This is a genomic window from Panacibacter microcysteis (assembly GCF_015831355.1).
Taxonomy (GTDB): domain Bacteria; phylum Bacteroidota; class Bacteroidia; order Chitinophagales; family Chitinophagaceae; genus Panacibacter; species Panacibacter microcysteis.
Genome location: NZ_JADWYR010000002.1, coordinates 1,657,960 through 1,683,470, shown reverse-complemented (window position 1 = coordinate 1,683,470; position 25,511 = coordinate 1,657,960). Strand labels below are relative to the sequence as shown.

General features: G+C 43.5%; 19 protein-coding genes. 14 read left to right on the top strand and 5 right to left on the bottom strand.

What is annotated here, in order from left to right; all coding sequences use genetic code 11:
- Positions 1-7: 7 nt before the first annotated feature.
- Positions 8-964 carry a helix-turn-helix domain-containing protein gene (locus I5907_RS21955; protein ID WP_196992356.1) on the top strand — a complete coding sequence of 319 codons (957 nt, stop codon included), beginning with the start codon at positions 8-10 and terminating at the stop codon, positions 962-964.
- A 7-nt stretch (positions 965-971) separates the two neighbouring features.
- The gene (locus I5907_RS21950) at positions 972-2,021 is read left to right on the top strand and encodes a helix-turn-helix domain-containing protein (RefSeq protein ID WP_196992355.1); all 1,050 of its coding nucleotides are present in this window, start codon (positions 972-974) and stop codon (positions 2,019-2,021) included.
- A 30-nt stretch (positions 2,022-2,051) separates the two neighbouring features.
- On the opposite strand, the gene kdsA is transcribed toward I5907_RS21950, so the two are convergent.
- Positions 2,052-2,873 (bottom strand): 3-deoxy-8-phosphooctulonate synthase, encoded by an 822-nt coding sequence (gene kdsA, locus I5907_RS18930; RefSeq protein ID WP_196992354.1) that lies wholly within the window; start codon positions 2,871-2,873, stop codon positions 2,052-2,054.
- Between the two features lie 298 nt (positions 2,874-3,171).
- On the opposite strand from kdsA, the gene I5907_RS18925 reads away from it, so the two are divergent.
- On the top strand, positions 3,172-4,161 hold the full coding sequence (locus I5907_RS18925) for an SDR family oxidoreductase (protein WP_196992353.1): 990 nt from the start codon (positions 3,172-3,174) through the stop codon (positions 4,159-4,161).
- A gap of 115 nt (positions 4,162-4,276) precedes the next feature.
- Complete coding sequence (locus I5907_RS18920) at positions 4,277-5,065, top strand: SDR family NAD(P)-dependent oxidoreductase (RefSeq protein WP_196992352.1); 789 nt, start codon at positions 4,277-4,279, stop codon at positions 5,063-5,065.
- 20 nt (positions 5,066-5,085) lie between these two features.
- Here the strand turns inward: I5907_RS18920 and I5907_RS18915 are convergent, their stop codons facing one another.
- Complete coding sequence (locus tag I5907_RS18915; RefSeq protein ID WP_196992351.1) at positions 5,086-6,426, bottom strand: sugar porter family MFS transporter; 1,341 nt, start codon at positions 6,424-6,426, stop codon at positions 5,086-5,088.
- A gap of 454 nt (positions 6,427-6,880) precedes the next feature.
- Between I5907_RS18915 and I5907_RS18910 the strand changes: the two genes are divergently transcribed.
- From I5907_RS18910 to I5907_RS18895, 4 genes are all read left to right on the top strand, one after another.
- Complete coding sequence (locus I5907_RS18910; RefSeq protein WP_196992350.1) at positions 6,881-7,885, top strand: polysaccharide deacetylase family protein; 1,005 nt, start codon at positions 6,881-6,883, stop codon at positions 7,883-7,885.
- A gap of 23 nt (positions 7,886-7,908) precedes the next feature.
- Positions 7,909-10,065 carry an alpha-glucuronidase family glycosyl hydrolase gene (locus I5907_RS18905; RefSeq protein WP_196992349.1) on the top strand — a complete coding sequence of 719 codons (2,157 nt, stop codon included), beginning with the start codon at positions 7,909-7,911 and terminating at the stop codon, positions 10,063-10,065.
- Positions 10,066-10,334: 269 nt separating this feature from the next.
- The gene (locus I5907_RS18900; RefSeq protein ID WP_196992348.1) at positions 10,335-11,438 is read left to right on the top strand and encodes a PAS domain-containing sensor histidine kinase; all 1,104 of its coding nucleotides are present in this window, start codon (positions 10,335-10,337) and stop codon (positions 11,436-11,438) included.
- Positions 11,439-11,460: 22 nt separating this feature from the next.
- Complete coding sequence (locus I5907_RS18895; protein ID WP_196992347.1) at positions 11,461-12,030, top strand: DUF1543 domain-containing protein; 570 nt, start codon at positions 11,461-11,463, stop codon at positions 12,028-12,030.
- Here the strand turns inward: I5907_RS18895 and I5907_RS18890 are convergent.
- The gene (locus I5907_RS18890; protein WP_196992346.1) at positions 11,985-13,766 is read right to left on the bottom strand and encodes an FAD/NAD(P)-binding protein; all 1,782 of its coding nucleotides are present in this window, start codon (positions 13,764-13,766) and stop codon (positions 11,985-11,987) included. The genes I5907_RS18895 and I5907_RS18890 overlap by 46 nt on opposite strands.
- Positions 13,767-14,017: 251 nt before the next feature.
- Between I5907_RS18890 and I5907_RS18885 the strand changes: the two genes are divergently transcribed.
- On the top strand, positions 14,018-14,446 hold the full coding sequence (locus tag I5907_RS18885) for an NUDIX hydrolase (RefSeq protein WP_196992345.1): 429 nt from the start codon (positions 14,018-14,020) through the stop codon (positions 14,444-14,446).
- Positions 14,447-14,458: 12 nt separating this feature from the next.
- Here I5907_RS18885 and I5907_RS18880 read toward each other — a convergent pair whose 3' ends face one another.
- Positions 14,459-14,959 (bottom strand): DUF4385 domain-containing protein, encoded by a 501-nt coding sequence (locus tag I5907_RS18880; protein ID WP_196992344.1) that lies wholly within the window; start codon positions 14,957-14,959, stop codon positions 14,459-14,461.
- A gap of 119 nt (positions 14,960-15,078) precedes the next feature.
- On the opposite strand from I5907_RS18880, the gene I5907_RS18875 reads away from it, so the two are divergent.
- Positions 15,079-15,534 carry a PA2169 family four-helix-bundle protein gene (locus I5907_RS18875; protein WP_196992343.1) on the top strand — a complete coding sequence of 152 codons (456 nt, stop codon included), beginning with the start codon at positions 15,079-15,081 and terminating at the stop codon, positions 15,532-15,534.
- Positions 15,535-15,698: 164 nt separating this feature from the next.
- On the opposite strand, the gene I5907_RS18870 is transcribed toward I5907_RS18875, so the two are convergent.
- On the bottom strand, positions 15,699-17,195 hold the full coding sequence (locus tag I5907_RS18870; protein WP_196992342.1) for a gluconokinase: 1,497 nt from the start codon (positions 17,193-17,195) through the stop codon (positions 15,699-15,701).
- A 262-nt stretch (positions 17,196-17,457) separates the two neighbouring features.
- Here I5907_RS18870 and I5907_RS18865 point away from each other — a divergent pair, with 262 nt between their 5' ends.
- From I5907_RS18865 to rpoC, 4 genes are all read left to right on the top strand, one after another.
- On the top strand, positions 17,458-19,194 hold the full coding sequence (locus tag I5907_RS18865) for a GMC family oxidoreductase (protein ID WP_196992341.1): 1,737 nt from the start codon (positions 17,458-17,460) through the stop codon (positions 19,192-19,194).
- 221 nt (positions 19,195-19,415) lie between these two features.
- Positions 19,416-20,084 carry a gluconate 2-dehydrogenase subunit 3 family protein gene (locus I5907_RS18860; RefSeq protein WP_196992340.1) on the top strand — a complete coding sequence of 223 codons (669 nt, stop codon included), beginning with the start codon at positions 19,416-19,418 and terminating at the stop codon, positions 20,082-20,084.
- An 83-nt stretch (positions 20,085-20,167) separates the two neighbouring features.
- Positions 20,168-20,686 (top strand): hypothetical protein, encoded by a 519-nt coding sequence (locus tag I5907_RS18855; RefSeq protein ID WP_196992339.1) that lies wholly within the window; start codon positions 20,168-20,170, stop codon positions 20,684-20,686.
- A 280-nt stretch (positions 20,687-20,966) separates the two neighbouring features.
- The gene (rpoC, locus tag I5907_RS18850) at positions 20,967-25,259 is read left to right on the top strand and encodes a DNA-directed RNA polymerase subunit beta' (RefSeq protein ID WP_196992338.1); all 4,293 of its coding nucleotides are present in this window, start codon (positions 20,967-20,969) and stop codon (positions 25,257-25,259) included.
- Positions 25,260-25,511 lie beyond the last annotated feature (252 nt).

The window sequence follows — 25,511 nt, the reverse complement described above, 5'->3', positions numbered from 1 at the left end:
TGGAGAGGTGATTAAACTAGAGTATAATGTAACGAGTTACGAAGACTTATTCAGGTATATTGCCAAAACACTTCGGCTGAAACTTTCTGATAACGTTATTCATTTTACACCTGATAAAGGCAGCGGAACCATAAAGTTGTTTAATGCGCAGCCTGGCCTGCAGGTATTGTTGTTCGATTTTGTGTCGTTCGAAGCCATAGACTTTATCAGAAAAAAAGCGCAGAAGGAATTCTTTGTCATACGTATTGATGAAGCCAAAGAAGCCACTGGCAATACGAAAGCTTCGCTGTTTTTTGGTAAAACAAGCCAGGAATGGACCTATACACTTGCTCCCAATACACAGGTAAGGCAGATCAAGATCATCATGAGCAAAAAGTGGCTCGATGATTATTTTGAAAATGAATCTGCCGGCCAGATTCTCAATAACTACATTACGCTTAAATCTCCGCTGGTAGTGTATGAAATACTTGATGCAGAGTACAAACGGCTGATGAATGAAATGATGACGCTCGCAGCCGGAAAGAGTTTTGAACAGGTGATTCTGCAAAACAGGACGGCATTTATTATAGAGCGTTTTTTTACCAAGCTTTTTAAGAATATTGAAAACGAAAATTCAAACCTTCGTATTTCTTCTATAGAACTGAAGAGAGTAAAAGAAGTGGAAAACGAACTGCTGAAAGATTTTTCACAGCCACCACCGGCCATAGCCCAGTTGGCAAGAATTGCAGCCATGAGCCCTTCAAAACTTAAAGTGTTGTTCAAAGAGGTATTCAGATTTCCTATCAACCAATATTACCAACATCACCGCATGAACAAGGCAAGAGCCATGCTGCTGTCGAGGAAGTATACTGTAAGGGATACAGCAGCCGTGCTCGGGTTTTCAAGCGTCAGCAGCTTTAATAAAGCTTTCTTCAAAACGTTTGAGCAAATGCCTTCTGATTTGGTGGAGCCGGTAGTTAAATAATCAAAAAGTGATCGAGGTAAACTATAGCAATAACGATTATAAAGGGCTTTCACAAATGCTCATCCGCTCTTTCGGTTTGCAGCCGGAAGGCGATATTATACGCCTGCCGAAAAATATCGGCGAAGGTTTTGTAATGCCCTATAATCTTCCCGAAGGTATTTCTGTAATAGTGAGCGACACAGTGGTGCACGACAACCTGTATTTCCACCGCCAGGCTACCGCTACGCAGCACTATTTTATCATTCAGTTCAACGAAAGTTTTTCAAAAGGAGACGACCAGTCAGATCCTGAAACGAATGAGCAACACGTCTATAACATCCGCAAAAATGCTGTGTTGCTTACCAGTTCGCTTATGGAATCTAAATTCCTTTTGCCGAAAGGTGTCCGCATAAGATCTGTAAGAATTATTATTGGCAGCGACCTGCTCAATAATTTTATCGGTAGTGAAATAACAGACAAGTTTTTGAGCAATTATTTTTCAATGTTGCTTAAAAACAGGAACCCGGAAATAATCGGCACAGATTACCGCGTACTGATGGATGAGCTGATACGTGAAAAGATAGATCACCCGTTACGAATGAAATTCATTTATAACCGCGTAATGCTGATGATTGAAAAACTGGTTACAGGTTTTATTGCCAAGCTCGAAAACAATAACCAGTTTATAAAATTAAAGGATGATGAGATCAACCGGCTGATAAGGGTAGAATCGCTGCTGGTAAAGGATTATTCCGGCGCCCCGCCCACAATTGCTGCGCTTTCAAAAATTGCGGCCATGAGCCCCACAAAACTCAAACGTGATTTTAAAGCCATGTATGGGTTGCCTATCTACGAATACTATCAGAAAAACCGTATGATACGTGCACGGTCGTTGCTGCTCGAAGGAAAGTATGCCGTAAAAGAAGTAGGCATTATGGTTGGCTATTCAAACCTCGGGCATTTTGCCGGAAGCTTTCGAAAAGAGTTTGGTTTGCTGCCCAGCGAAATCGTCAATGAAGAGACCGGCAATTACGCCAGTGCAAAAGATATCCAGCCACACGACTGGAGCAAAAACTAAAAGTAAAATGCCGGTTTAACCCGGCATTTTTTATAACACTGCTTTTCTGAGTTTTACAAGTTGCTCAAGTAATCCTTCCAGTAAGTCCAGCCGCAACATGTTCGCGCCATCACTTTTAGCCACACCCGGGTTCGGGTGTGTTTCAATAAACAAGCCATCAGCGCCGGCGGCTATCGCAGCTTTCGCAACGGTGCCTATCATTTGTGGATTTCCACCTGTAACCCCGCTGGTTTGATTGGGTTGTTGCAGGCTGTGCGTGCAGTCCATTACTACCGGTGCACCATGTTCCTGCATCCACGGAATATTGCGGTAATCCACCACCAGGTCCTGGTAGCCAAAAGTGGTACCGCGCTCGGTAAGTATAATTTTTTCGTTGCCGGCTTTTAATATTTTATCTACTGCAAACTTCATGGAAGGACCGCTTAAAAACTGGCCTTTCTTCACATTTACCACTTTGCCGGTCTCTGCAGCAGCAATCAGCAGGTCTGTTTGCCTGCACAGGAATGCAGGTATCTGCAGTATGTCCACGTATTTTGCGGCAGGCGCGGCCTCATCGTGCGCATGAATATCAGAGGTAGTAGGCAATCCATAAGTTTCGCCCACTTTTTTTACCAGTTGCAATGCCGTTTCATCGCCAATGCCCGTAAAGGAATTAGCACTCGTTCTGTTTGCTTTACGATAGCTTGATTTAAAAACATACGGTATACCAAGCCTTTTACAAATACCGGAAACCTTATCCGCCACCTCCATGATCAGTTCTTCACTTTCCACCACGCATGGGCCCGCAACCAGGAAAAAATTCTTCTCGTCGTAAGACTGTTTGGCAAAAAGATCTGCAAGAAATTGTTTCATGCTGCAAATGTAGAAGCCTTTTTTAAAAAAGGAAGAAGATTATGAGCCGGGCTGCAGTGCTGGTATGTAGCTTTTGTTGCGTCGCACTCTTGTACGCCTGTACACCAGGCAACATCTCCGGGTACTGCCGGCGCACAGTTGTACGCCCCTGCGCACGATCATTTTTTAAACAAACCGCTTTGTACAATGTTTAGTATGATAAACGGGACGATTTGAAGCAAACTAACCTCTACTTTTGCTTCGACCGTAAAGAAACATAGCATAGCATTGACACAAAAAAAGCGTTTAGAATAATTGCATGAAGATTTTTATAACAGGAGCTACCGGCTACATAGGTAACAACCTTGCAAAGCGCCTGGCAAATGAAGGACACACCATACACGCATTGAACCGCTCCGAGAAAAATGCCGCGCTGTTAAGCCATGAAAATATCAGGGTTTTCCAGGGAGATATAACCGATCCTGCATCAATAAAAGCCGCAATCACAGGCTGCGATCAGGTGTACCACCTGGCTGCATACGCCAGGGTATGGGCAAAAGATCCGGCTGTTTACTACAAACTCAATGTTACAGGTACAGTAAATGTTCTCAATGCTGCAAAAGATGCAGGCATCAGGCATATTGTTTTTACATCTACTGCCGGGGTATTAGGCCCTTCTGACAATGCACCCGTAAAAGAAACTGATGCACGAATCGGTGCGGTCTTAAACGAGTATGAAGAAACAAAAACTGAATGCGAAGAAATCTGCAAAAAATATTGTAACGAATATGGTTTGCATATCGTTATAGTAAACCCACCCAGGATATACGGTCCCGGCGTGGAAACAGAAAGCAACGCGTTAACAAGATTGGCAGACCTGTACCGTAGAGGCAAATGGCGCATTCTGCCGGGCGATGGCAGCAAAACAGGTAGCTACGTGCATGTAGATGATGTGGTAAACGGCCACATCCTTGCAATGCAGAAAGGCAGGGCCGGTGAGCGCTATATCTTGTCCGGCGAGAACGCATCATATCAACAATTTTTCAATACACTTGGAAAAGTCACCGGTCGCCGGCGCCTGCTGGTTCCGCTGCCTATAAGTGTAATGCTGGTAGTCGGTTACACCATGCTGGGTTTTACAAAGCTTACGGGCAAACCACCGCTTATAACACCAAAATGGATCAGGAAATACCTGTATAACTGGGCATTGAATTGCGAAAAAGCTGAAAAGGAACTGGGCTACACGTACCGGTCACTCGAGCAGGGTTTAACAGAAACTATTCACTGGCTCAAAGCCAATAAGCAATAATATTCCCTTATATTGCCCTCCGGTGCTTGCTTTCAGCTCATTTTAAATTATAATCAGACGTGCCGGCATGCCGCCAGGCAGCACTGCAAAATGACAACTAAATAAAAGCGTTTCAATGTACACACTCATTACAGGGGCCAGTTCGGGTATAGGCAAAGCGTTTGCTTTTGAGTGTGCATCGCGTGGCATGAACTTGTTGCTCATAGCTTTACCGGGAGAAGAACTGTGTGGCTTATCGAGAGCAATCAGGGAAAAATTCAGCGTGGCATGTCATTGCCACGGTATAGACCTTTCGCAAAGTTGTGCCGCTGAAGAAGTGCATAACTGGGTTACCGCACACAGTTTCAAAGTAAATGTCCTGATCAACAATGTAGGCATAGGTTCCAAAGGCGCTTTTGAAAAGTTAACCCGTGAGTTTTACCAGAAACAGATAAACCTGAATGTAGTAACCACCTGCCTGCTTACGCGCTTGTTCGTGGAAGATATGAAGCAAAACAGACCTGCATACATTCTTAATATGGGCAGTATGGGCGGATTCTTTTCCCTTCCCGAAAAAACGGTGTACTCTGCTACCAAAGCATTCATTTATTCATTCAGCAAAGCATTAAGGCTGGAGCTGGAAGGTACAGGGGTTTCAGTAAGTGTTGTTTGCCCCGGCGGTATTGACAGTAACGCCAATACTATTGCAAGTAACAAAGAATTAAAAGGCCTGGCCAAAGCATCTATCCTTCAGCCATGCCAGGTTGCAAAAGAATCGATCGATAAAATGCTGAAAGGTTACGCAACAATTATTCCCGGCCGCTGTAACAGGTTTATTTATAACATCAGCAGGTTTACGCCCTCCTTTATACAGCAAATGCTGGTGCGTAAAGCTTTCAGCCGTTTGAAAAAGCAGGAATATTAAATTAATCTACCCCGTGTTCTTTAGTGAATAAAACGTTTTTCCAGGTCTTCCAGCGATGTGCCTTTTGTCTCCGGCATTTTGGTAAGCACCCACACCAGTTGCAGCACCATCATAAATGCAAGAAATATAAAAATAGGGTATGGGTTCTCTGCATAAATGCCATTTTTTTCATCCAGGAAAACGGGTGTTATCAAGGTAATAATGGCAGCAAATACCCAATGTACACTGGCTCCGAAAGACTGACCCAGCGCACGGATGTTATTGGGAAAAACTTCAGAAATAAAGACCCAGATCACGGCGCCCTGGCCAATTGCATGAGAAGCAATAAATACCATTAAAGAAATAAGCAATGGCACATTACCCGCTTCGCTGTAGAAGCACCAGGCTACGGCACTAAGGCTTACAATATAACCGAGCGAGCCAACTATCATCAGTTGCTTCCGGCCTATACGATCTATCAGGTATAACCCTACAAACGTAAATACCAGGTTGGTACCACCCAATGCAATAGAACTCGCCAGCGAATCTTTTGATGCAATACCTGCACGCTGCAGAATTTCCGGTGCATAGTATAAAATAAAATTAATGCCACTCCATTGGTTAAAAAAAGCAATGAAGAATGCAAGCCAAACCACCTTGCTGTACTGTTTGTTAAACAGCTGGCTGCTGCTTGCCGCAGTCTTGTTGGCACTTTGTATTTCAGCAATAGTTGTATCAGGATTTTCATTGCCGATCAATACAAGAATCTCTCTTGCTTTGGCTATTTGCTGTTTCACCGAAATAAGCCAGCGCGGACTTTCAGGTACGCTAAACACCATAATGGTATAAACGAGGGAAGGAATGGCCATTACGCCCAGCATCCAGCGCCAGTCATTATCGCCACCCACACCTTTTAATAAAAAGTTGGAAAAGTAAGCAATGAGAATACCAAAAACAATATTGAACTGGTACATGCCCACAAGCCTGCCACGTGTTTTGGCGGTAGAGATCTCAGATATATAGGTGGGTGCCGCTACAGACGAAACCCCGATACCCAGGCCACCAATAAACCTGAAAAAAGAAAACGTATACGGATCCTGCGCAACCGCTGAGCCAATGGCAGATACGCTGAATAAAATACCAATCCACAACAACACTTTTTTTCTGCCAAATTTCTCTGTTGGAATGCCGCCAAATATGGCCCCTATAACGGTGCCCCACAAAGCCATAGACATAATAAAAAAACCATGGAACCACGGGCTGGTATGCCACAAATCTTTAATAGGTTGATTCGCGCCGGAGATAACCACTGTATCAAAACCAAATATAAAACCGGCCAGTGCAGCAACAACAGACCAAAGCAGCAGTTTGTTTTTATTCATAGCAAGTATCGTTTTTGTTGTGTTGGTTTACGTGCAGTTAAAAAGCTTGCAGCGCATCGTCAATGTATTGCTTACCGGTTCAATAACCAGCCAAACGTTTTGCCTTGCTTACACCACCTGCTTCATAACTGATTAACGGCAATATAAGCATAAGTACAGTAAGAAATGATGTTGGGCCGGGCTTTTGTATTTTATGGCATCGCCTGTTGCGTCGCACTCTTGTACGCTATAACTTTATTGATCACGAAGCGGAGGCTGTGAATGGTGTTTTATCTACCGTGCATACGAGGTGTTTTTTTACAGTAAAAGTTTTGTACAAAACAGGCATTGTAAAAGGATCGCCGCAGTCGCCATAAAAACGGAACGATGAACCGAGCGTGGCAACAGCCGATGCCATATATTCCAATGCTGATAACCAAATAAAATTCAGACCTTCAAATTATAATTACGATTTATGAAACCTAAGTGCCTGTTGGTAATATTTATTTGCTGCTGCCTCGGCAGCTTTGCACAAAAATTAGACTCGGTAACATATGCAGAAAAACTGGGCTATCCCAAAGGAGCTAAAGTGGTAATACTGCATGTGGACGATGCAGGCATGAGTTTCGATTCTAATGAAGGCGCAGCAAATGCCATTACCAAAGGCGTTGCAAATTCTGTCAGCGTAATGATGCCTTGCCCGTGGGTGCCTGGTTTTGTACAGTTTTTACAACAACACCCAAAGGTTGATGCGGGGCTGCACCTTACCCTTACATCAGAATGGAAGCAATACCGCTGGGGGCCGTTGCTGGGTAAACCAAAAGTGCCCGGCCTGGTAGATCATGAAGGCGCCTTGTGGCATTCGGTAGCAGATGTGGTAAGCCATGCAAAACCAGAAGAGGTGTATGCTGAAATAAAAGCACAGCTTGAGCGTGCAAAAGAGATGGGCTTTACGCCAACACATATGGACAGCCATATGGGTACATTGTTTGCCAATCTTGGTTTTTTGCAGATGTACATAAGACTTGGCATTGAAAATAAGATACCCGTAATGATGCCCGGCGGACATAACGCTTTGATAGCTGTGCAGATGAAGATGCCACAGGAACAGCTATACCAGTTGCGCGGCGTGGGCACAGTATTGTGGAATGCCGGATTGCCCGTATTGGATGATTTGCACAACGAAACATACGATTGGAAAGTACCGGACGATGTAAAAAATGACGATAAGAAATTACAGGCGTGGAAAACACAGCGGTATGTGGAAGCTATCAAAACGTTTAAGCCCGGTATTACAATGATGATCATGCATTGCACTGCAACCACTGAAGTGTTTTCACATATTTCAGATTCCGGCCCGGTGCGCAGAGGTGATTTACTGGTAATGCAGGACCCTGTATTTAAAAAAGCGCTGGAAGACGAACATATTATTCTTACAACATGGAAAGAACTTATGGAACGCAGGAGTAAACAGCCCTAACATAACAATATTAAAGCAGGCAGATGATCAAAAAAGCAGTGGTTCTTTTAGTAACCCTATTCTACGCCGTTTTGTTGCAGGCTGAAGATGGGTACAGGTTGTGGTTACGGTACGACAGCATAACGGACGCCGCATTGCTGAAACATTACCGGCAAAACATTACAGCTATACATTTTGATGCAACATCGCAGGTGTTAAATGCAGCCGCAGCAGAGTTGCTGCAGGGGTTGCAGGGGCTAATGGGACAAGAGATTGTACAGACAAACGCCATTCAGGATGGGAGTGTGGTAGCCGGTACGGCTCAGAACAAGATTATATCCTCAATCATCAGCACGGAAGAAACAGATAAAACAGGTAAGGAGGGTTTTATCATAAAAACTGCTATGTACAAGGGTAGAAAGATCATTGTAGTTACGGCAACCCGGGATGTTGGTGTACTATATGGTTGTTTTGCCTTGCTGCGGTTATTACAAACAAACCAGCAGATCAATACACTTAACATTACGAGCGTACCAAAGGTTAAGCTGCGTATGCTCAATCATTGGGACAACCTCAATCGTACAGTAGAAAGAGGTTACGCCGGCATGTCGATATGGAACTGGCATAAGTTACCGGGTTACATAGATCAGCGCTATATTGATTACGCAAGGGCTAATGCGTCGGTTGGCATAAACGGTGTAGTATTAAATAATGTAAATGCAAATGCCGTCATTTTATCACCGGCGTATCTGGAAAAAGTTGCGGCGCTTGCAGCTGTCTTCAGGCCTTATGGTATAAAAGTTTATTTGTCAGCGAGGTTCAGTGCTCCAATAGAAATTGGTAACCTGGAAACAGCCGATCCCCTTAATGCAGGTGTACAGGCATTCTGGCAGCAGAAGGCAGATGAATTGTACAGTTATATACCAGACTTTGGCGGTTTTCTTGTGAAGGCAAATTCTGAAGGGCAGCCTGGCCCGCAGAACTACAACCGGTCTCATGCCGACGGTGCAAATATGCTGGCAGCGGCATTAAAGCCACATGGTGGGATAGTTATCTGGCGAGCATTTGTATATAATAATAATGACGATGACAGGTTTAAGCAGGCTTATAACGAGTTTCAGCCACTCGATGGAAAGTTTAGTGATAATGTGCTTGTGCAGGTAAAAAACGGCCCGGTTGATTTTCAGCCACGGGAGCCTTTTCATCCCTTGTTTGGGGCAATGCCCGCAACGCCATTGATGATGGAATTTCAGCTAACACAGGAATACCTAGGCTTTTCGACACACCTTGTATTTCTTGCGCCGTTATTCAAAGAATGCCTGGATGCGGATACCTATGCAAAGGGGAAAGGCTCGCAGGTAGCTAAGATCGTTGATGGTTCGCTGGAGCAGCATGTGCTCTCCGGCATGGCAGGTGTGTCGAATATCGGCAGTGACATCAACTGGACGGGTCATCCCTTTGCACAGGCTAACTGGTATGCGCTCGGGCGACTGGCCTGGGATTACACCTTATCAGCAAGTGAGATTGCTGATGAGTGGTTGCGGCAAACATTCACTAATGACAATATGTTTTTGAAGGCAGTCAAACCCATGATGCTTGATTCGAGGGAGATTTGTGTAAACTACATGACGCCGTTGGGATTGCATCACCTCATGGGCTACAGCCACCATTACGGACCTGCGCCATGGTACAATAAAGCAGAAAGAGCAGACTGGAACCCTGTTTACTTTCACAAGGCTGATAAGAACGGTGTTGGTTTTGACCGTACCCCAAAAGGTAGTAATGCTATTGCGCAATACAATACGGTAATTGCCGGGAAATTTGGTAATCTGAAAAGTTGTGATGAGCAATTTATGTTGTGGTTTCATCATGTTCCATGGACGCACATGATGCAATCAGGCAATAATCTGTGGGAAGCACTTTGCTACAGGTATTATAGCGGTGCAGACAGTGTGGCGTGGATGCAAAGGCAATGGGAAAGCGTGAAGAATATAGTGGATGAGGAACGTTTTAAGCAGGTAAAGATGCTGCTCGGTATTCAAAAAGAAGAGGCCATATGGTGGCGCAATGCCTGTGTGCTATATTTTCAAACCTTTTCAGGTATGCAAATTCCTGCGGCATTGGAGCGCCCCGGTAAAATACTTGATTATTACAAAAGCCTTAGCTTTCCTTACGCACCGGGTATTGGCGGAAATCAATAAATGATTATGTATTAAAAAAAATTGATATTCTGAGTGTAATTTTTTTGATTACCGATTTAGACTGATTATTGTTCGCAACCGCAGTATCGTTGTTGCATAGCGTTATGCAGCACAAGTGAGTGACACAACCGGGATGAGGAATATTCCTGCTGCCCGTTCCATCATTATCGCCGGCATATAAGCCGGTACAGATAATAAAATCTTTCTAACGTCATCTGCCTGCCGGCGTAAAAGGCGCAATTATTGTATAAGCAAAAAAAACGCCGGCAATGAACGATTTAGACGTACCCGAACAAGCAATCTTTACCGCACTGATAGACCGTACCAATCACATTTGTTTTGCTTTTGATATCGACAACAAAAAATTTGTTTACCTCAACAGGGCATTGCAATTTTTTTTTCGCCTAACCGATGAACATATAAAAAACAATGCAAATGTTTTGTTGGAATATCTTTATGAAGATGATGCGGCGTATGCAAAGGAGGGTTATCAAAAAGTGATGGAGCAGGGGCTTATACAAAATGTTGTGTTGCGCATAAAGCTGCCCGACAGTATTATACGCACACTGGAAGTGGAAGCATGGCAGATAAATATCAAAGGACATAATTACATTGCCGGCATTGCCAATGACATTACTGAAGAATCAAACCAGTTGTTTGTAGTGAACAGGTTTGCGGAAAAGAAAAACTCGATTTTAGAGATCTTATCGCACGATCTTGCAGCGCCGCTGGGAAATATTCAAATGTGTGCCGCATTGTTAAAATCAGACCGACAAAAATTAAACAACCAGGCAATAGCAGACATGTTGGATAAGATCATTGCCAACAGTGACAAAGGTTTGAAACTGATCAGGGAATTTTTGAAAAAAGAATTTTTGGAAACTTTTGAAGCGGCACTTGTAAAATTGAGGATAGACATCGTAGAAAAGATCAACAATTTTGTGGAAGAGTTTAAGCGTGCGGGTTCAAGACTCAACAGGTCGGTTACTGTATCTGCCAATACGCAACCAGTGTTTGTGCACGTAGATGAACCGAAATTTATACAGGTTATACAAAACCTGCTTTCCAATGCTATAAAATTTACACCGGAAGGCGGTATCATCAACATAAGCATTACAGACCGCGAAACAGATGTACTGATCACAATTAAAGATAACGGCATTGGTATTCCAACACACTTGCAAAAAGATCTCTTTGAAAGATTTTCAAAAGCCGGCAGACCAGGCCTGCAGGGGCAGAAATCAGTAGGCCTGGGCATGTCTATAATAAAGAAAATCATTGAGTGGCACAATGGTAAAATCTGGTTTGAAAGTGCTGAAAAAAAAGGAACAACCTTTTATATCGAAATACCAAAAGAACAGGGTGAAGATTAATCGTCTTACGTAAATTTTAAGCATGCCCAGATTATATATGTTCCTGGCCGGTTGTTTACCAACGGGTCGCAACACCGAACAACATGATGTGTACTTTGCGATCGGTAGCAATGTAAAAGAACTGCTGCCGGGTATTATTGAGTGGTGGCCGGAAGCAGGCCGTTCATTACATATTGATGCATGGCGTGTAGTGAGCAACGTAGCGGGTTTTGGCGTGCATGTTACAACCGAGGCACCGCCAGCAAATAATACGAGGCTTTTCTTCCTGAACCTCGGCGGCTACCGGCATGGTGAATTCGAGGAATTTCATTACAAGATAATTGCAGCTGCAACCAGTAAGGGAGATGCCATCAGGCAGGCAAAGCAAACAGCGTTTTACAGGCACACAGGTTTTAAGGGTGCACCCGCACATATCGATGATAAGTACGGGGTAGATGTAGATGACGTGTACGAAATACAGGACATCCTGCCTGCCGGCATGAGGCAGCAGTATCATGTATCGCTACAACTGCAGGAAGGACTATCCGAAGATGAGATACACCTTGGTTATTTTAAACCGGACGCCGTAGATAAATGGTCGGGTGATAGCTGACCGTCAACGTTCGCCTTCCTGTGAGCGTTTTCGATGCCGGTCATTATCTTCTCAGAGGCCGCTTCACCAAAATCCAGCCCCGAATAATCAGGATTGTAACCACCGATATAAGGCACCGCCATGATATACACACGATCATTCACAGCGCCATACATGTCAACTGCACGAAACTGGTCATCTATTGTTATACCTGGCACCTGTAAAAAATAAGCGCCGCCGGCATCAGCCTCTACCTGTTTATTGCCATTTTGCATAGCATTGCGGCCTTCCTCTTCAGACCTGAACCTGATTCTTGCTGGCGATAATGTTCCGTTCTTTACGAGGCTTTCAAAAGGAAAATCTTTAATAGATAAATGTGGCTGGCCTACACAATCGACAAACATTCTATAATGCGTCTCACTTTTTTCACCATTATGATCATAGTGATAGACCGCACCTTCTTCATCATGCGGTTTGGCATCACTTTTTTCGTCAACCGCTATCAGTGATAAAACACCGGCATCATGCAGTGCAATAATTTCGCGGCAGGAACTCTGCGGTACAAAGGCTATTACAATAGAAATAAGCGGCATCAGCACTTTCTTCAATCGTAGCATATCTTCGGCAGACAAATGTTTCGCCGGGTAATTCATCGCAAAGCTTAATACCGCCAGCATTTCCTTCCAATACACAGACTGCCTCCTTTTAATGGATTGTTCCGCTTCTGTGTACTCCGCTTTCAGCAGGTTAAAAGCGTCTATGTTTTCACGCATATCCATCATGCTTTCTACAAAAGCTTCCAGTGTCATGTCTTTTATCTCATCATAAAATGCAGGGTCATGCTTCCTGATCGGCTCTTTAAAATTCCATTCAAACAGGTAATCCAGCGATACAAACCCGTCGTTTTGCTGCATGTGTTTTTTTAATGCATCGCTTGTTAGCATAGATTCATTTGAAAGGTGCGAGTCTTCGAGGTGAAAGCGCACTGCAGGCAATAATCCATCTTTTGAATGCAATACAATTTTAAAGCCTTCACTATTTTCATGCACTTTATAACACAACATGCCATCTTTGTTTTTGTAAAAGCTGCCATTGCTTCTTGCAAGCGTACGCACAGCATCTATCGCAGTTAGCGAAGCACCTTTAATTGCAACAGGAAAATTCACCTGCCTGGCCAGTTTCGAAGGCGGATAAGGTGAATCAAAATACCCGGGAATTTTGCCTTCGTTTTTCAACGGCCAGTTGTGACCGGTGCAAATGATGACTGCATCAAAAACGGTGGTGCTTTCCCCAGCAGTAACGGTCACTTTTTCACTTATCATATTGTCTGACACATCTTCAACCGGCGTATTCAAATGCACCTGCACTTTTATTTTCTTTTTTGTTGCCAGTTTAATCAGCAGTTCAAATTGTGCGGAAAGATATTCTCCAAAAAAGAGCCTGGGTAAAACTTTGTACTCGTTAAACTTCGCAGGCGTTATGTCAAATGCCTTTAAAACTTCTGTTGGTGCGCTATGCAGCCAGTCTTCAACAGATGTTACAAGCGCTGGTATTTCGTTGTCAGACACATTGGTTATATGCTCATGGTTTGCACCGGTATGGCTGTAAGGCATCCCTTTACCAAGGCTTTCGCTGGCTTCATAGATGGTTATGTCTAAGTTTTCCAGTCCTGATTCAATAAGTCTTTTAAACATAAACATACCCGAAGGGCCTCCGCCAATAATCGCAAAGCGCCTGTAATTATTTCTCAATTCCATAAGGTTAAAGTGAAAATTGTTTTTGCATTCAAACAGTTGTAAATAAGTTAATCAAGTTATAAGCCAAACCTGTATTGTATTTATAATGTAGTAAGCTGCATTGCTACTATCATCGCCTGTTGTGTCACTCACTTGTACTGCAGCAAGTGCGTCGGCATGGTAAAGCATGCGCCGTTTTCAAAGTCTGCTTTATGGCCGGCTATCAAATACAATCATGCACGGTCTTTGCACAACAATTATAAAAGCAAACAATGGGCAAGCTGAAGATTTGTGCAGGAGGTTTTATCATGAAAGAAAACAGGTTTTTGTTCGGCAGGCGCTCAGCAAAAAAGAAATGGGCACCCGGCGTATGGGATATTGCCGGCGGACATGCAGAAACCGGTGAAGATATTTATGATACATTGATAAGAGAAACTTTTGAAGAAACCGGTATCATTGTAAAAAATGCAGAACTGCTTACCGTTACAGATGTGTGGGATGCAAACAACCAGGATTATTTCACCTATCATATTTACATGATCACTGCATGGGAAGGACAGCCTGCTAATACTTCAGATGAGCATACGGCACTTGCATGGTTTACTTTAAATGAACTATATGAATTGCCTTTGGCACTATCATTTTATCCTATGCTGATAGAGAAATGGATGAATGCGCAGGCATCTGCCAATATCGTATAATACAGGCCTTCGTTATTTTGTTTTGTATTGCTCCTTATGTGCAGCTAAGGCATGCATGTATGTTTTGTCGCGCTTTACCCGTTCTAAGAATGATTTAAAAATAAGTGCGCTCTCTGCCTTGGCTTCATCGATTTGCAATGGCAATTGCTCCCGGCCATGGCTGCCACTTTTACCTTTCTTATCTGCAGGTACCGGGCCTTTGTATTTTTTGCCAGACTTATGATTGGCGTAACGACGGCTGCGTGTAAACCCCATCTGGATAAATTTTCTTGCCATATCCATACCTATAAAATCATGTTGTTTTCTATAGCCAAGAAACAGCGCGTATATTTTTTTGGCTGATGTTTTAGCTTCCTTTGGTGTTTTAAATTTCCAATAGGGCAGTATTTCAGATTTATAGGGTTCTGCCAGCAACACGCCCTGCTCACCCAAACCTGTTCTGTACAACCCGGGCTGCTTACGCAGGTCAAGATTTTTGTAGTCAAGACTGTAATCAAATTTTGCAAAAGGCATAATCATTTGTGTAACAAAAATCAAACCTTCCGGGCAAGTGCCCGGGCGGCAAACCATCACTTAACGCGGCTTTGCAGAATGGTGGCACGATAGTTTAAGCTTTAATGAAAATATTTATTATGAATAATTCAGCAGAAACTGCAGAAATCCTCAACGATCTGATAGAAATTCACAACGACCGTATTGTTGGATATGAAAAAGCAGTAAAAGAATTGAAAGATGAAGACGAAGATCTTAAAATACTCTTCACCGGGCTTGTTGGCCAAAGTCATCAATGCAAACTGGAACTGGGAACAGAAGTGCAGGTGTTAGGGAAAGACATGGAAACCGGTACCACAAACAGAGGAAAAATTTACCGTGTATGGATGGATGTTAAAGCTGCCTTTACAGCAAAAAGCAGTCATGCTATTCTTGAAAGCTGTGAATTTGGCGAAGATGCTGCGCAAAGAGCGTATGAAGATGCACTTTCTTCAGAACATCTGCCTGCTTACATCCGTGAAATGCTCGAGAAACAACGGGCTGTTTTGCTTGCTTCTCACAACGAAGTAAAAGCTTTACGCGATCAATACGCATAAGAAAATCATGCAATTTCCGTTGAATGCGCATGCGCATTCAACGGAAATTATATTTAAAGCCTTATTTGAAATTAACGCTGTTGGTATTGCAGTATCGTTGTTCAGTAAAGCGGTGCAGTACAAGTGAGTGACACAACCACAGCCGATAGAAGCATAACAGCCGGCTACATTATCTCTTTACTTATATGCTGCATGGCTGGGTAGATTTGCAAGTACTTCCGGAAACTTTTCTCATAAACACCATGCACGGCGGGGTTTGGATGAAACACCTTGTCAGTGGAGATAAACTGCTTTACATCAGTGATATCCTTTACAAAACCCGTAGCGGTCATACCTATAAAAGCGGCACCCAATGCCGATGCATCTGCAATGTCATTCAAGATCACTTTTTTGCCAAACATGTCTGCCAGCAATTGCAGCCAGAAATCTGACTGCGTAACAAAGCCGCTGATGTAAACAGCGCCAATATCGTTGTTTTGCTGTTCGATGTTTTGCATGATCTGCAATAATGAAAAAGAAATACCTTCAATAACAGCCCTTGTAAGATGCGCCGGTTTGTGATGGGCTTTTAAACCGTAGAATATACCACAACTGTCTTCGTCCCACACGGGTGCACGTTCTCCCAACAGGTAAGGCTGAAAAAAAACACCTTCGCTGGCGGCATCTGCAGTGGCAGCCAGTTGCATTACATCATTAAAGTTGTCACCTTCATTCAATGGCTTCTGCAGCATGTTGGTAGCAAACCACTCAAGTGCAGCACCGCCGTTGTTTATTGGTCCGCCTGTTACATACAGGTCTTTTGTAAGAATGTAGCGGAACAATCCATTCAACGGTTTTATTGCAGGTGCAGGAATTGTTAGCCGCACCGCGCCACTGGTGCCCAGTGTTAACACAGCCGTACCTGGTGTAAGTGCACCACAACCAAGATTGGCGAGACAGCCATCGTTGCCGCCCATTACAAACGGCACATCGTACGGCAGTGCGAGCATTTGTTTTACAGTAGCATTTACATTTGTTTCTACATGCGTGGTTGCTACAACGGCGGATAGTTTCTGTTCATCAATCCCGGCAAGCATAAGTGAAGGTGTGTGCCAGGCATGGGAATAGATATTGTAAAGACCAGTAGCAGATGCAATACCCTCATCAATGATATATGTATCAAACAGCCGGAAGCATATGTATTCTTTGATCGAGATAAATTTTGCAGCTTCGTTAAATAGTGCAGGGCGTTCATTTTTCAGCCATAATAGTTTGCACAGTGGCGACATGGTATGTATGGCGGTACCTGTATTTTTATAGATATCTTTTCCCTGTTCGGTGGGCCTCAGTTGTTGCGCATATTTTTTACTACGGCTGTCTGCCCACGTCATTGCAGGCATCAGCGGTTTACCACTGCTGTCTACAGCCAGGAAACTATGCATGGCCGCGCTGAAACTTACACAGGCAATGCGTGCGCCGGCAGCAACGGAGAAGGCACAAGACTCCTGCAGTAGTTGAACGACGTTGTTATAGATGGCTTCTGCATCCTGCGTGTGAGCCCCGTCTTCTTCAATAAGCGATACTACATTTGCTTTGGCAACATGCATAACAGATCCCTGCCCGTCTGCAATTACCGCCTTAGAATGTGTAGTGCCAAGGTCAATGGCAATAAAATGTTGCATGCTGCTAAAATAGTTGAAGTGGCTAATAAAAAAAGCCTTTGTTGTTATCTATAATGTCATACTTTCACAGCAGCTATCAGCGAATGCTTTTGCGCCTCACTGCTTCCATTTATTTCAATTAGAAGTTGGTTATTTAACAGGATATTAATAGTTGCATATAGATGTAACAGTACAAGTGAGTGACACAACCGGAGCTGAACAGTATTGCTAAAGCTGGCTAACAAAAACAAGTATATTAATAACCTCCAATTGTAATTCAATTATGGGCATTTCGGTAAAAAAAGAGGCGAAGAAGTATGATGCACTCATCGTAGGCTCTGGGGCCGGCGGTGGTATGGCAGCGTATGTATTGGCCAATGCAGGTTTGAAAGTATGTTTGCTCGAGGCGGGTCCTATGTACGACCCTGCAAAAGACTCTAACCAGTTAAGAAACCCGTGGGAATCTCCCCGCCGTGGTGCAAGTACAAAGTTTCGCCCGTTTGGTGATTTTGACGGATGCTACTGGGGATGGGAAATTGATGGCGAGCCATACACCCACGCAGAAGGTACCCAATGGGAATGGTGGCGTGCAAGAATGTTGGGCGGCCGTACCAACCACTGGGGCAGAATTTCGCTGCGGTTTGGTCCTAAAGATTTCAAACGCAAAAGTATTGACGGCCTTGGAGATGACTGGCCAATCAGTTACGACGATGTAAAACCTTATTACGACAAGATCGATAAAATGCTCGGTGTATTTGGCACCAATGAAGGGTTGGAAAATGATCCCGATGGTTTTTTCCTGCCGCCGCCAAAACCCCGTTTGCATGAACTCTTCATTAAAAAGGCAGCAGGTAACATCGGTGTTCCTGTTATTCCTTCACGCCTTTCCATACTGACAAAGAAGATCAACAATGAACGTGGCGAATGCTTCTTCTGTGCACAGTGTGGCAGAAGCTGTAAAGCCTATGCAGATTTCTCTTCTTCTTCAGCATTGGTTATCCCGGCTTTAAAAACCGGCAACCTCGATGTATTACCCCACGCAATGGTGCGTGAAGTAATGACCAATAAAGATGGCCTGGCCACTGGTGTATCTTATGTAAATACACTGGATATGCAGGAGTACCAGATAGAAGGAAGAACAGTTATTCTTGCAGCCAGTGCCTGCGAAAGTGCCCGTTTATTATTGAATTCCAAATCTGCCCGTCACCAGAACGGGCTTGCCAACAGCAGTGGTGTGGTAGGTAAATACCTGCACGATTCTACCGGTGCCGATATGGGTGGTATCATCCCTGAACTCTTTGACCGCAAACGCTACAACGAAGATGGGGTAGGTGGCATGCACGTTTATACACCATGGTGGCTCGACAATAAAAAACTTGATTTCCCACGCGGCTACCATATTGAATACGGCGGAGGTTTTGGGCAGCCTGTGTATGGTTTCCAATGGGGTATAGAAAACCTTAATGGTACCTATAAAGTAAAGGGTAAACAAAAAGAGGCCGGTGGTTACGGCGCTTCACTTAAAGAAGATTACCGTTTCTTCTTCGGGTCGCATGTGGGCATGGCAGGCAGGGGAGAGGCCATTGCTTTTGAACATAACCTTTGCGAGATAGATCCGAACGTGGTGGATAAATACGGTATTCCTGTTCTGCGTTTCAATGTTAAGCCGTCTGAGTACGAGATCAAGCAGGCTAAACACATGAAAGAAACCTTTACAGAAATACTGCACTCCATGGGTGCTGTTATAACATGGGGTGGAGATGATGGCCCGGAAAACAATTATGGTTTACATGCACCGGGCAATATTATTCATGAAGCCGGCACCGTTCGCATGGGCAGTGATCCGCGTAAGTCTGCCTTGAACAAATGGGCGCAGGCGCACGATTGCAAAAATGTATTCTGCGTAGATGGTGGTCAGTTCGTTTCCCAGGCAGATAAAAATATTACCTGGACGATCCTTGCGCTTTCTATGCGTACAAGCGAGTATATCGTGGATGAAATGAAGAAAAAGAACCTGTAAATCTCCGGGCATCTTACACAGCCCCAAAAGCGTTACGGGTTGTAAAGTTCTTTCAATACAAAAATTATGATACCGGCTGTTGTATTTCATGGCATCGTCCCTTGCGTCGCAATCCTTTCATCTGCATCACAATGGGCATCACCGCGGTTACAGTCAGCCTGCAATTATTTAACCACTTCAAAAAATGTTCTTTTATATTTAGAACAAGAGGGGGCTTATTTATGGATAGAAGAAAATCGTTAAAAGCCATTGCCGTTGGTACTGTAGCTACCGGCGTACTGGTAGACGCCTGCAAGTCAGACGACAAAGATCTAAAAGGAAAGGCAGATTCACCCGCCGAAGCAAAGAAAGACGGCTATAACCGTATGGCGGAAGAGCAGGTGCATGAAGACGCAATCAAAAATGCACCAAAATTTTTTACAGACGCAGAAATGGCTACCATCACTTTACTGGGTGATATTATTATTCCCAAAGACGATATAAGCGGCAGCGCAAGCGACGCTAAAGTGCCGGAGTTTATAGAATTCATTGTAAAAGATATGCCGCAGCACCAGGTGCCTATGCGCGGCGGTTTGCGCTGGCTCGATCTTAAGTGTATAGAACTTTATGGAAAAGCTTTTACCGATTGTACCAAAGAGCAGCAAATGGAAATGGTAGATGCAATCGCATATCCAAAAAAGGCAAAACCAGAAATGAGCCAGGGAGTATCGTTCTTCAATCTTATGCGTAATCTTACAGCAACCGGTTTTTACACCTCTGAGATTGGTGTAAAAGATGTAGGTTATGTTGGCAATACGCCCAATAAGTGGAATGGTGTACCGGATGATGTTTTAAAACAGTATGGTTATGCATACACCGAAAAAGAAATGAAAGAATGCGCCAGTTACTAAGGCATTTGTAAAACATAATTGATCCCGGTTACAGATTGTGCCGGGATTTTTTATTTAATTTGTCGCTCAACCATATAATTGCCATGCCTTCAAAAGAAGTTTCTCTCGCCAGCCTTAGTACCGGTTTTACTGTTTTAGAAAAAGTCATTGCCCTCCTGATTGCATTGGGAAGCCTTGTGATCCTTTACTACGAAGTAAAACTGGTGTACGATTTTATCACATCAGGAATTATTCAAACCGGTAAAATGTCGTACTGGGATGTGGTAAAAGGTCATCACCTGCCTGTATTGGTAAGCATTTCAGGCGTTTTCGGTGGATGGATGATGTTGTTCAATGACAAAAAAGGCTGGATACTCTCGCTCATTTCGTCTGCCATGCTTGGGGTTATCTTCCTGATTTCTTCCCGTACCAATGCCATGGATGCGAGTGCAACCTATGCAGGGTTTTACAAAAGTTATGGCTATACAGCCATCGCTTTTTTTATCCTTTTTGCAGTTTTATTGCTGGCCCCTTTCAGGAAAAAGTATGCACCATCGCGGCAGGATTGGCTGTGGATATCGGGAATTATAGCTTTACTGATTGTAGATAAACTTATTTTCTAAAGTTGTTAACAACCCTTGGTAAATCAGTTGTTTATTATAAAAATTTTCTGTATCAGGAATGGCTTTAAATACTTACCTTTGCCGCCCTATGCATTTTGAAGAATTGTCTCCAATAGGGTTTATCAATAAAATTTTTTTTAAAAGTGAGTAGCTATTTTTATGTAATACTTTGCAGATCAAAGTATTGCAGTGATAGTGTATAACCTTTAAATTTATTTTTATTGATTAGATTACGGAAGCAGGTTTTCAAAATCACAATCTAAAAATTGCAATTTTTAATATGGCTATTAAAAAAGACAACCGTCCAAGATCAAACTTTTCTCAAATTACCATTGGTCTTGCGTCTCCCGACAGCATTCTCGAACGCAGCTTTGGCGAAGTTTTAAAGCCTGAAACCATCAACTACAGAACTTATAAGCCTGAGCGTGATGGTTTGTTTTGCGAAAGAATCTTCGGACCTGTAAAAGATTACGAATGTGCGTGTGGCAAATACAAGCGCATCCGTTATAAAGGTATCGTTTGCGACAGGTGTGGTGTGGAAGTAACCGAGAAGAAAGTACGTCGTGAAAGAATGGGGCACATCAAACTGGTAGTGCCGGTAGTACACATCTGGTATTTTAAAAGCCTTCCCAACAAAATTGGTTACCTCCTTGGTATGAGCTCTAAAAAATTAGAGAGCATCGTTTATTATGAAAGATTTGCTGTAATACAGGCAGGTTTGCGTGAAGACAAGGGGTTAAAAACGGGTGATCTTCTGTCAGAAGAAGAATACCTGGATATTATTGATGGTTTGCCAAAGGATAATCAATATCTGCCCGATGAAGATCCACAGAAATTCATTGCCAAAATGGGTGCTGAAGCTGTCCATGATCTTCTGGGCAGGTTAGACCTTGATGAATTAAGTTTCTCTTTACGTAATGCAGCGGCAACGGAGACTTCCCAGCAGCGTAAAGCAGACGCTTTAAAGCGTTTGAGCGTAGTAGAAGCATTCCGCGATGCGAGTACAAGAATTACCAACCGTCCGGAATGGATGGTTATGCAATATATTCCAGTTATTCCACCGGAATTGCGTCCGTTGGTACCTTTGGACGGTGGACGTTTTGCTTCTTCTGATCTGAATGACCTGTACCGCCGTGTTATCATCCGTAACAATCGTCTGAAGAGGTTATTAGAAATCAAAGCACCTGAGGTAATCCTGCGTAACGAAAAACGTATGCTGCAGGAAGCGATAGATTCATTATTTGATAACAGCCGTAAATCAAATGCGGTAAAAGCTGAAGGTGGCCGAGCCCTGAAATCACTTTCAGATGTACTGAAAGGTAAACAAGGTCGTTTCCGCCAGAACCTGCTTGGTAAACGTGTTGACTATTCCGGTCGTTCGGTTATCGTGGTTGGCCCTGAGTTGAAAATGCATGAATGTGGTCTTCCAAAAGATATGGCCGCAGAATTGTTCAAGCCATTTATTATTCGCAAACTTATCGAAAGAGGTATCGTAAAAACAGTTAAGTCGGCAAAGAAACTCGTTGACAGAAAAGATGCTGTTGTTTGGGATATCCTGGAAAATATATTGAAAGGGCACCCGGTTATGCTTAACCGTGCTCCTACGCTTCACAGACTTTCTATCCAGGCATTTCAGCCTAAACTTGTTGAAGGTAAAGCGATACAGCTGCACCCGTTGGTTACCACGGCGTTCAACGCGGATTTTGATGGTGACCAGATGGCGGTACACGTACCTTTGAGCAATGCTGCAATTCTTGAAGCCCAGTTGCTGATGCTCTCTGCGCATAACATTCTTAATCCTCAGAACGGTACACCGATCACCCTTCCTTCACAGGACATGGTTCTTGGTCTTTACTACATTTCAAAAGGCAAGCGTTCAACTGAAACTGAAAAAGTAAAAGGTGAAAACATGACCTTTTACAGCATGGAAGAAGTGATGATTGCGTACAATGAAGGTCGTGCCGACCTGCATGCGGGTATTAAAGTGAAAGTGAACGTTCGCCAGTCTAACGGAGATATTGTAAAGAAGCTTATCGATACAACGGTAGGCCGTGTATTGTTTAACCAGTTTGTGCCGGAAAAAGTAGGTTTTGTTAATGCACTACTTACGAAGAAAAGCTTGAGAGAAATTATCGGCGATATTATAAAAATTACCAACGTACCTACTGCAGCCAAATTCCTTGATGATATCAAGACATTGGGCTTCCGCATGGCTTTCAGGGGAGGTTTGTCGTTTAATGTGAATGACCTGATCATTCCGGAAATGAGGAACGAACTGCTCGATCAGGCAAAAGTGGAAGTAGATGAGGTATGGGAAAACTATAATATGGGCCTTATTACCAATAATGAGCGTTATAACCAGGTTATCGATATCTGGAGCCGTGTAGATACCCGTATTACAGAAACACTTATCCGTGAAATGGCGACTGATAAGCAGGGTTTCAACTCTGTGTATATGATGCTTGATTCCGGTGCCCGTGGTTCAAAGCAGCAGGTAAAACAGCTTGCTGGTATCAGGGGTCTGATGGCTAAACCAAGAAAATCCGGTTCTACAGGTTCTGAGATCATTGAGAACCCGATTCTTTCAAATTTTAAAGGTGGTCTGAACGTATTGGATTACTTCATCTCTACGCACGGTGCACGTAAAGGTCTTGCTGATACGGCCCTTAAAACAGCAGATGCGGGTTACCTTACCCGTCGTCTTGTTGACGTAGCTCAGGATGTTGTAATCAGTGAAGAAGATTGCGGAACACTTCGCGGTAACGCAACAAGTGCATTAAAAGATAATGAGGATATCATAGAACCATTATCAGACAGAATAGAAGGCCGTACATCGTTGCATGATGTTTACCATCCTGTAACTGATGAACTGATCATTACAGCGGGTGAGGAAATAATGGCAGACGTGGCCAGGCAAATAGAAGAAGCAGGTGTTGAAACAGTGGAAATCCGTTCTGTATTAACATGCGAATCCAAGCGCGGTGTGTGTGTAAAATGTTATGGTAAAAATCTCGCAACCGGTACCATTGCGCAGAGAGGTGATGCAGTAGGTATCATCGCTGCTCAGTCAATCGGTGAGCCAGGTACACAGCTTACACTTCGTACCTTCCACGTGGGTGGTGTTGCGGGTTCTGCTTCAGTAGAATCTTCATTAACTGCCAGGTTTGATGGTACTATACAGTTTGATGGTCTGCGTACCGTTACAACGGAAAATGCAGAGGGTCAGAAAGTACAGACAGTAATTGGCCGTACAGGTGAAGTAAGGATAATGGATGTGAAGAACGACCGCCTTCTTATTACCAATAATATTCCTTACGGTTCTACACTTGCTGTAAAAGACGGACAGGAAATTAAGAAAGGTGATGTTATATGTACATGGGATCCGTTCAATAATGTAATCATCTCTGAAATTGCGGGTGAAGTGCGTTTTGAAAACGTAATAGAAGGTATTACTTACCGCGAAGAGGCGGATGAGCAAACCGGTCACCGTGATAAAGTGGTTATTGAAACAAAAGATAAAACGAAGATCCCTGGCCTGGTTGTGGAAGGAAAGGAAAATAAAGTGTACAACCTGCCTGTAGGAACACGGTTGATTATTGAAGAAAATGAAGCCGTAAAAGCCGGACAGGTAATTGCGAAGATTCCGAGAACCATGCGTAAAAGCGGTGATATCACAGGGGGTCTTCCACGTGTAACTGAACTTTTCGAAGCACGTAACCCGAGCAACCCTGCGGTGGTTTGTGAAATAGACGGTGTGGTGGCATTTGGTAACGTAAAACGTGGTAACCGTGAGATCGTGGTAGAGGCAAAAGATGGTGTTGTTAAAAAATACCTTGTGCCGCTTACAAGACAGATACTGGTGCAGGATGGTGACTTTGTAAAAGCCGGTGCTGCTCTATCTGATGGCCAGATTGCACCTGCTGATATTTTAACAATCAAAGGACCGTTTGCAGTACAGGAATATGTAGTAAATGAAATACAGGAAGTTTACCGTTTACAGGGTGTGCGTATAAATGACAAACACATTGAAGTGATTGTACGCCAGATGATGAAAAAGGTAGAAATTGTTGACGCAGGTGATACACGCTTCCTGGAAGAAGATCTTGAAGACCGTTACGAATTCAATGAAGAGAATGATCGAATCTTTGACAAGAAAGTTGTAACTGAAGCTGGCGAAAGCACTAAGTTCAGGGCTGGTCAGATCGTTTCTGTTCGTGAGTTGCGTGAAGAAAACTCCGTGCTCCGCCGGTCAGATAAGAAACTGGTGGAAGTGAGGGATGCGCAGCCGGCAACAGCAACACCGGTATTACTTGGTATCACAAAGGCATCATTAGGTGTACCAAGCTGGATATCCGCGGCATCATTCCAGGAAACAACCAAAGTATTGAGCTCTGCTGCAATACAAGGTAAAACGGATGAAATGCTTGGATTGAAAGAAAACGTTATTACCGGTCACCTGATTCCTGCCGGTAGCGGTCAGAAAGAATTCGAGAACATCATTGTTGGTAACAAGGAAGAATATGAATTACTTGCTACTGCCCGCGAGGTGATGAATTTTGATGATGAAGAATAATTTGAAATACTGATGATAAAGAACGGGAAGCAATTTTGCTTCCCGTTTTTGTTTGACACCATACTTATATAATCTGACAATCGTTGCAGGGCTGTTATTTATATGTCGCGTAATTCCGTTTGCTGATAGCGTTTGCATGTGGGGGCGTTTGTTAACCTGCCTGTGGTGTAATACGAAGGCAGCAAATGCTGCAGTGTTATATGCAGTACAAGAGTGCGACGCAACAGCAGCTCAATAATAGCAATGTTGCCG

What these genes read in the sequence shown, in the direction of transcription:
- kdsA (WP_196992354.1), bottom strand. Translation starts at nt 2,873, where the DNA reads ATGAAACAATTTCTTGCAGATCTTTTTGCCAAACAGTCTTACGACGAG.
- I5907_RS18925 (WP_196992353.1), top strand. Translation starts at nt 3,172, where the DNA reads ATGAAGATTTTTATAACAGGAGCTACCGGCTACATAGGTAACAACCTT.
- I5907_RS18920 (WP_196992352.1), top strand. Translation starts at nt 4,277, where the DNA reads ATGTACACACTCATTACAGGGGCCAGTTCGGGTATAGGCAAAGCGTTT.
- I5907_RS18915 (WP_196992351.1), bottom strand. Translation starts at nt 6,426, where the DNA reads ATGAATAAAAACAAACTGCTGCTTTGGTCTGTTGTTGCTGCACTGGCC.
- I5907_RS18910 (WP_196992350.1), top strand. Translation starts at nt 6,881, where the DNA reads ATGAAACCTAAGTGCCTGTTGGTAATATTTATTTGCTGCTGCCTCGGC.
- I5907_RS18905 (WP_196992349.1), top strand. Translation starts at nt 7,909, where the DNA reads ATGATCAAAAAAGCAGTGGTTCTTTTAGTAACCCTATTCTACGCCGTT.
- I5907_RS18900 (WP_196992348.1), top strand. Translation starts at nt 10,335, where the DNA reads ATGAACGATTTAGACGTACCCGAACAAGCAATCTTTACCGCACTGATA.
- I5907_RS18895 (WP_196992347.1), top strand. Translation starts at nt 11,461, where the DNA reads ATGCCCAGATTATATATGTTCCTGGCCGGTTGTTTACCAACGGGTCGC.
- I5907_RS18890 (WP_196992346.1), bottom strand. Translation starts at nt 13,766, where the DNA reads ATGGAATTGAGAAATAATTACAGGCGCTTTGCGATTATTGGCGGAGGC.
- I5907_RS18885 (WP_196992345.1), top strand. Translation starts at nt 14,018, where the DNA reads ATGGGCAAGCTGAAGATTTGTGCAGGAGGTTTTATCATGAAAGAAAAC.
- I5907_RS18880 (WP_196992344.1), bottom strand. Translation starts at nt 14,959, where the DNA reads ATGCCTTTTGCAAAATTTGATTACAGTCTTGACTACAAAAATCTTGAC.
- I5907_RS18875 (WP_196992343.1), top strand. Translation starts at nt 15,079, where the DNA reads ATGAATAATTCAGCAGAAACTGCAGAAATCCTCAACGATCTGATAGAA.
- I5907_RS18870 (WP_196992342.1), bottom strand. Translation starts at nt 17,195, where the DNA reads ATGCAACATTTTATTGCCATTGACCTTGGCACTACACATTCTAAGGCG.
- I5907_RS18865 (WP_196992341.1), top strand. Translation starts at nt 17,458, where the DNA reads ATGGGCATTTCGGTAAAAAAAGAGGCGAAGAAGTATGATGCACTCATC.
- I5907_RS18860 (WP_196992340.1), top strand. Translation starts at nt 19,416, where the DNA reads ATGGATAGAAGAAAATCGTTAAAAGCCATTGCCGTTGGTACTGTAGCT.
- I5907_RS18855 (WP_196992339.1), top strand. Translation starts at nt 20,168, where the DNA reads ATGCCTTCAAAAGAAGTTTCTCTCGCCAGCCTTAGTACCGGTTTTACT.
- rpoC (WP_196992338.1), top strand. Translation starts at nt 20,967, where the DNA reads ATGGCTATTAAAAAAGACAACCGTCCAAGATCAAACTTTTCTCAAATT.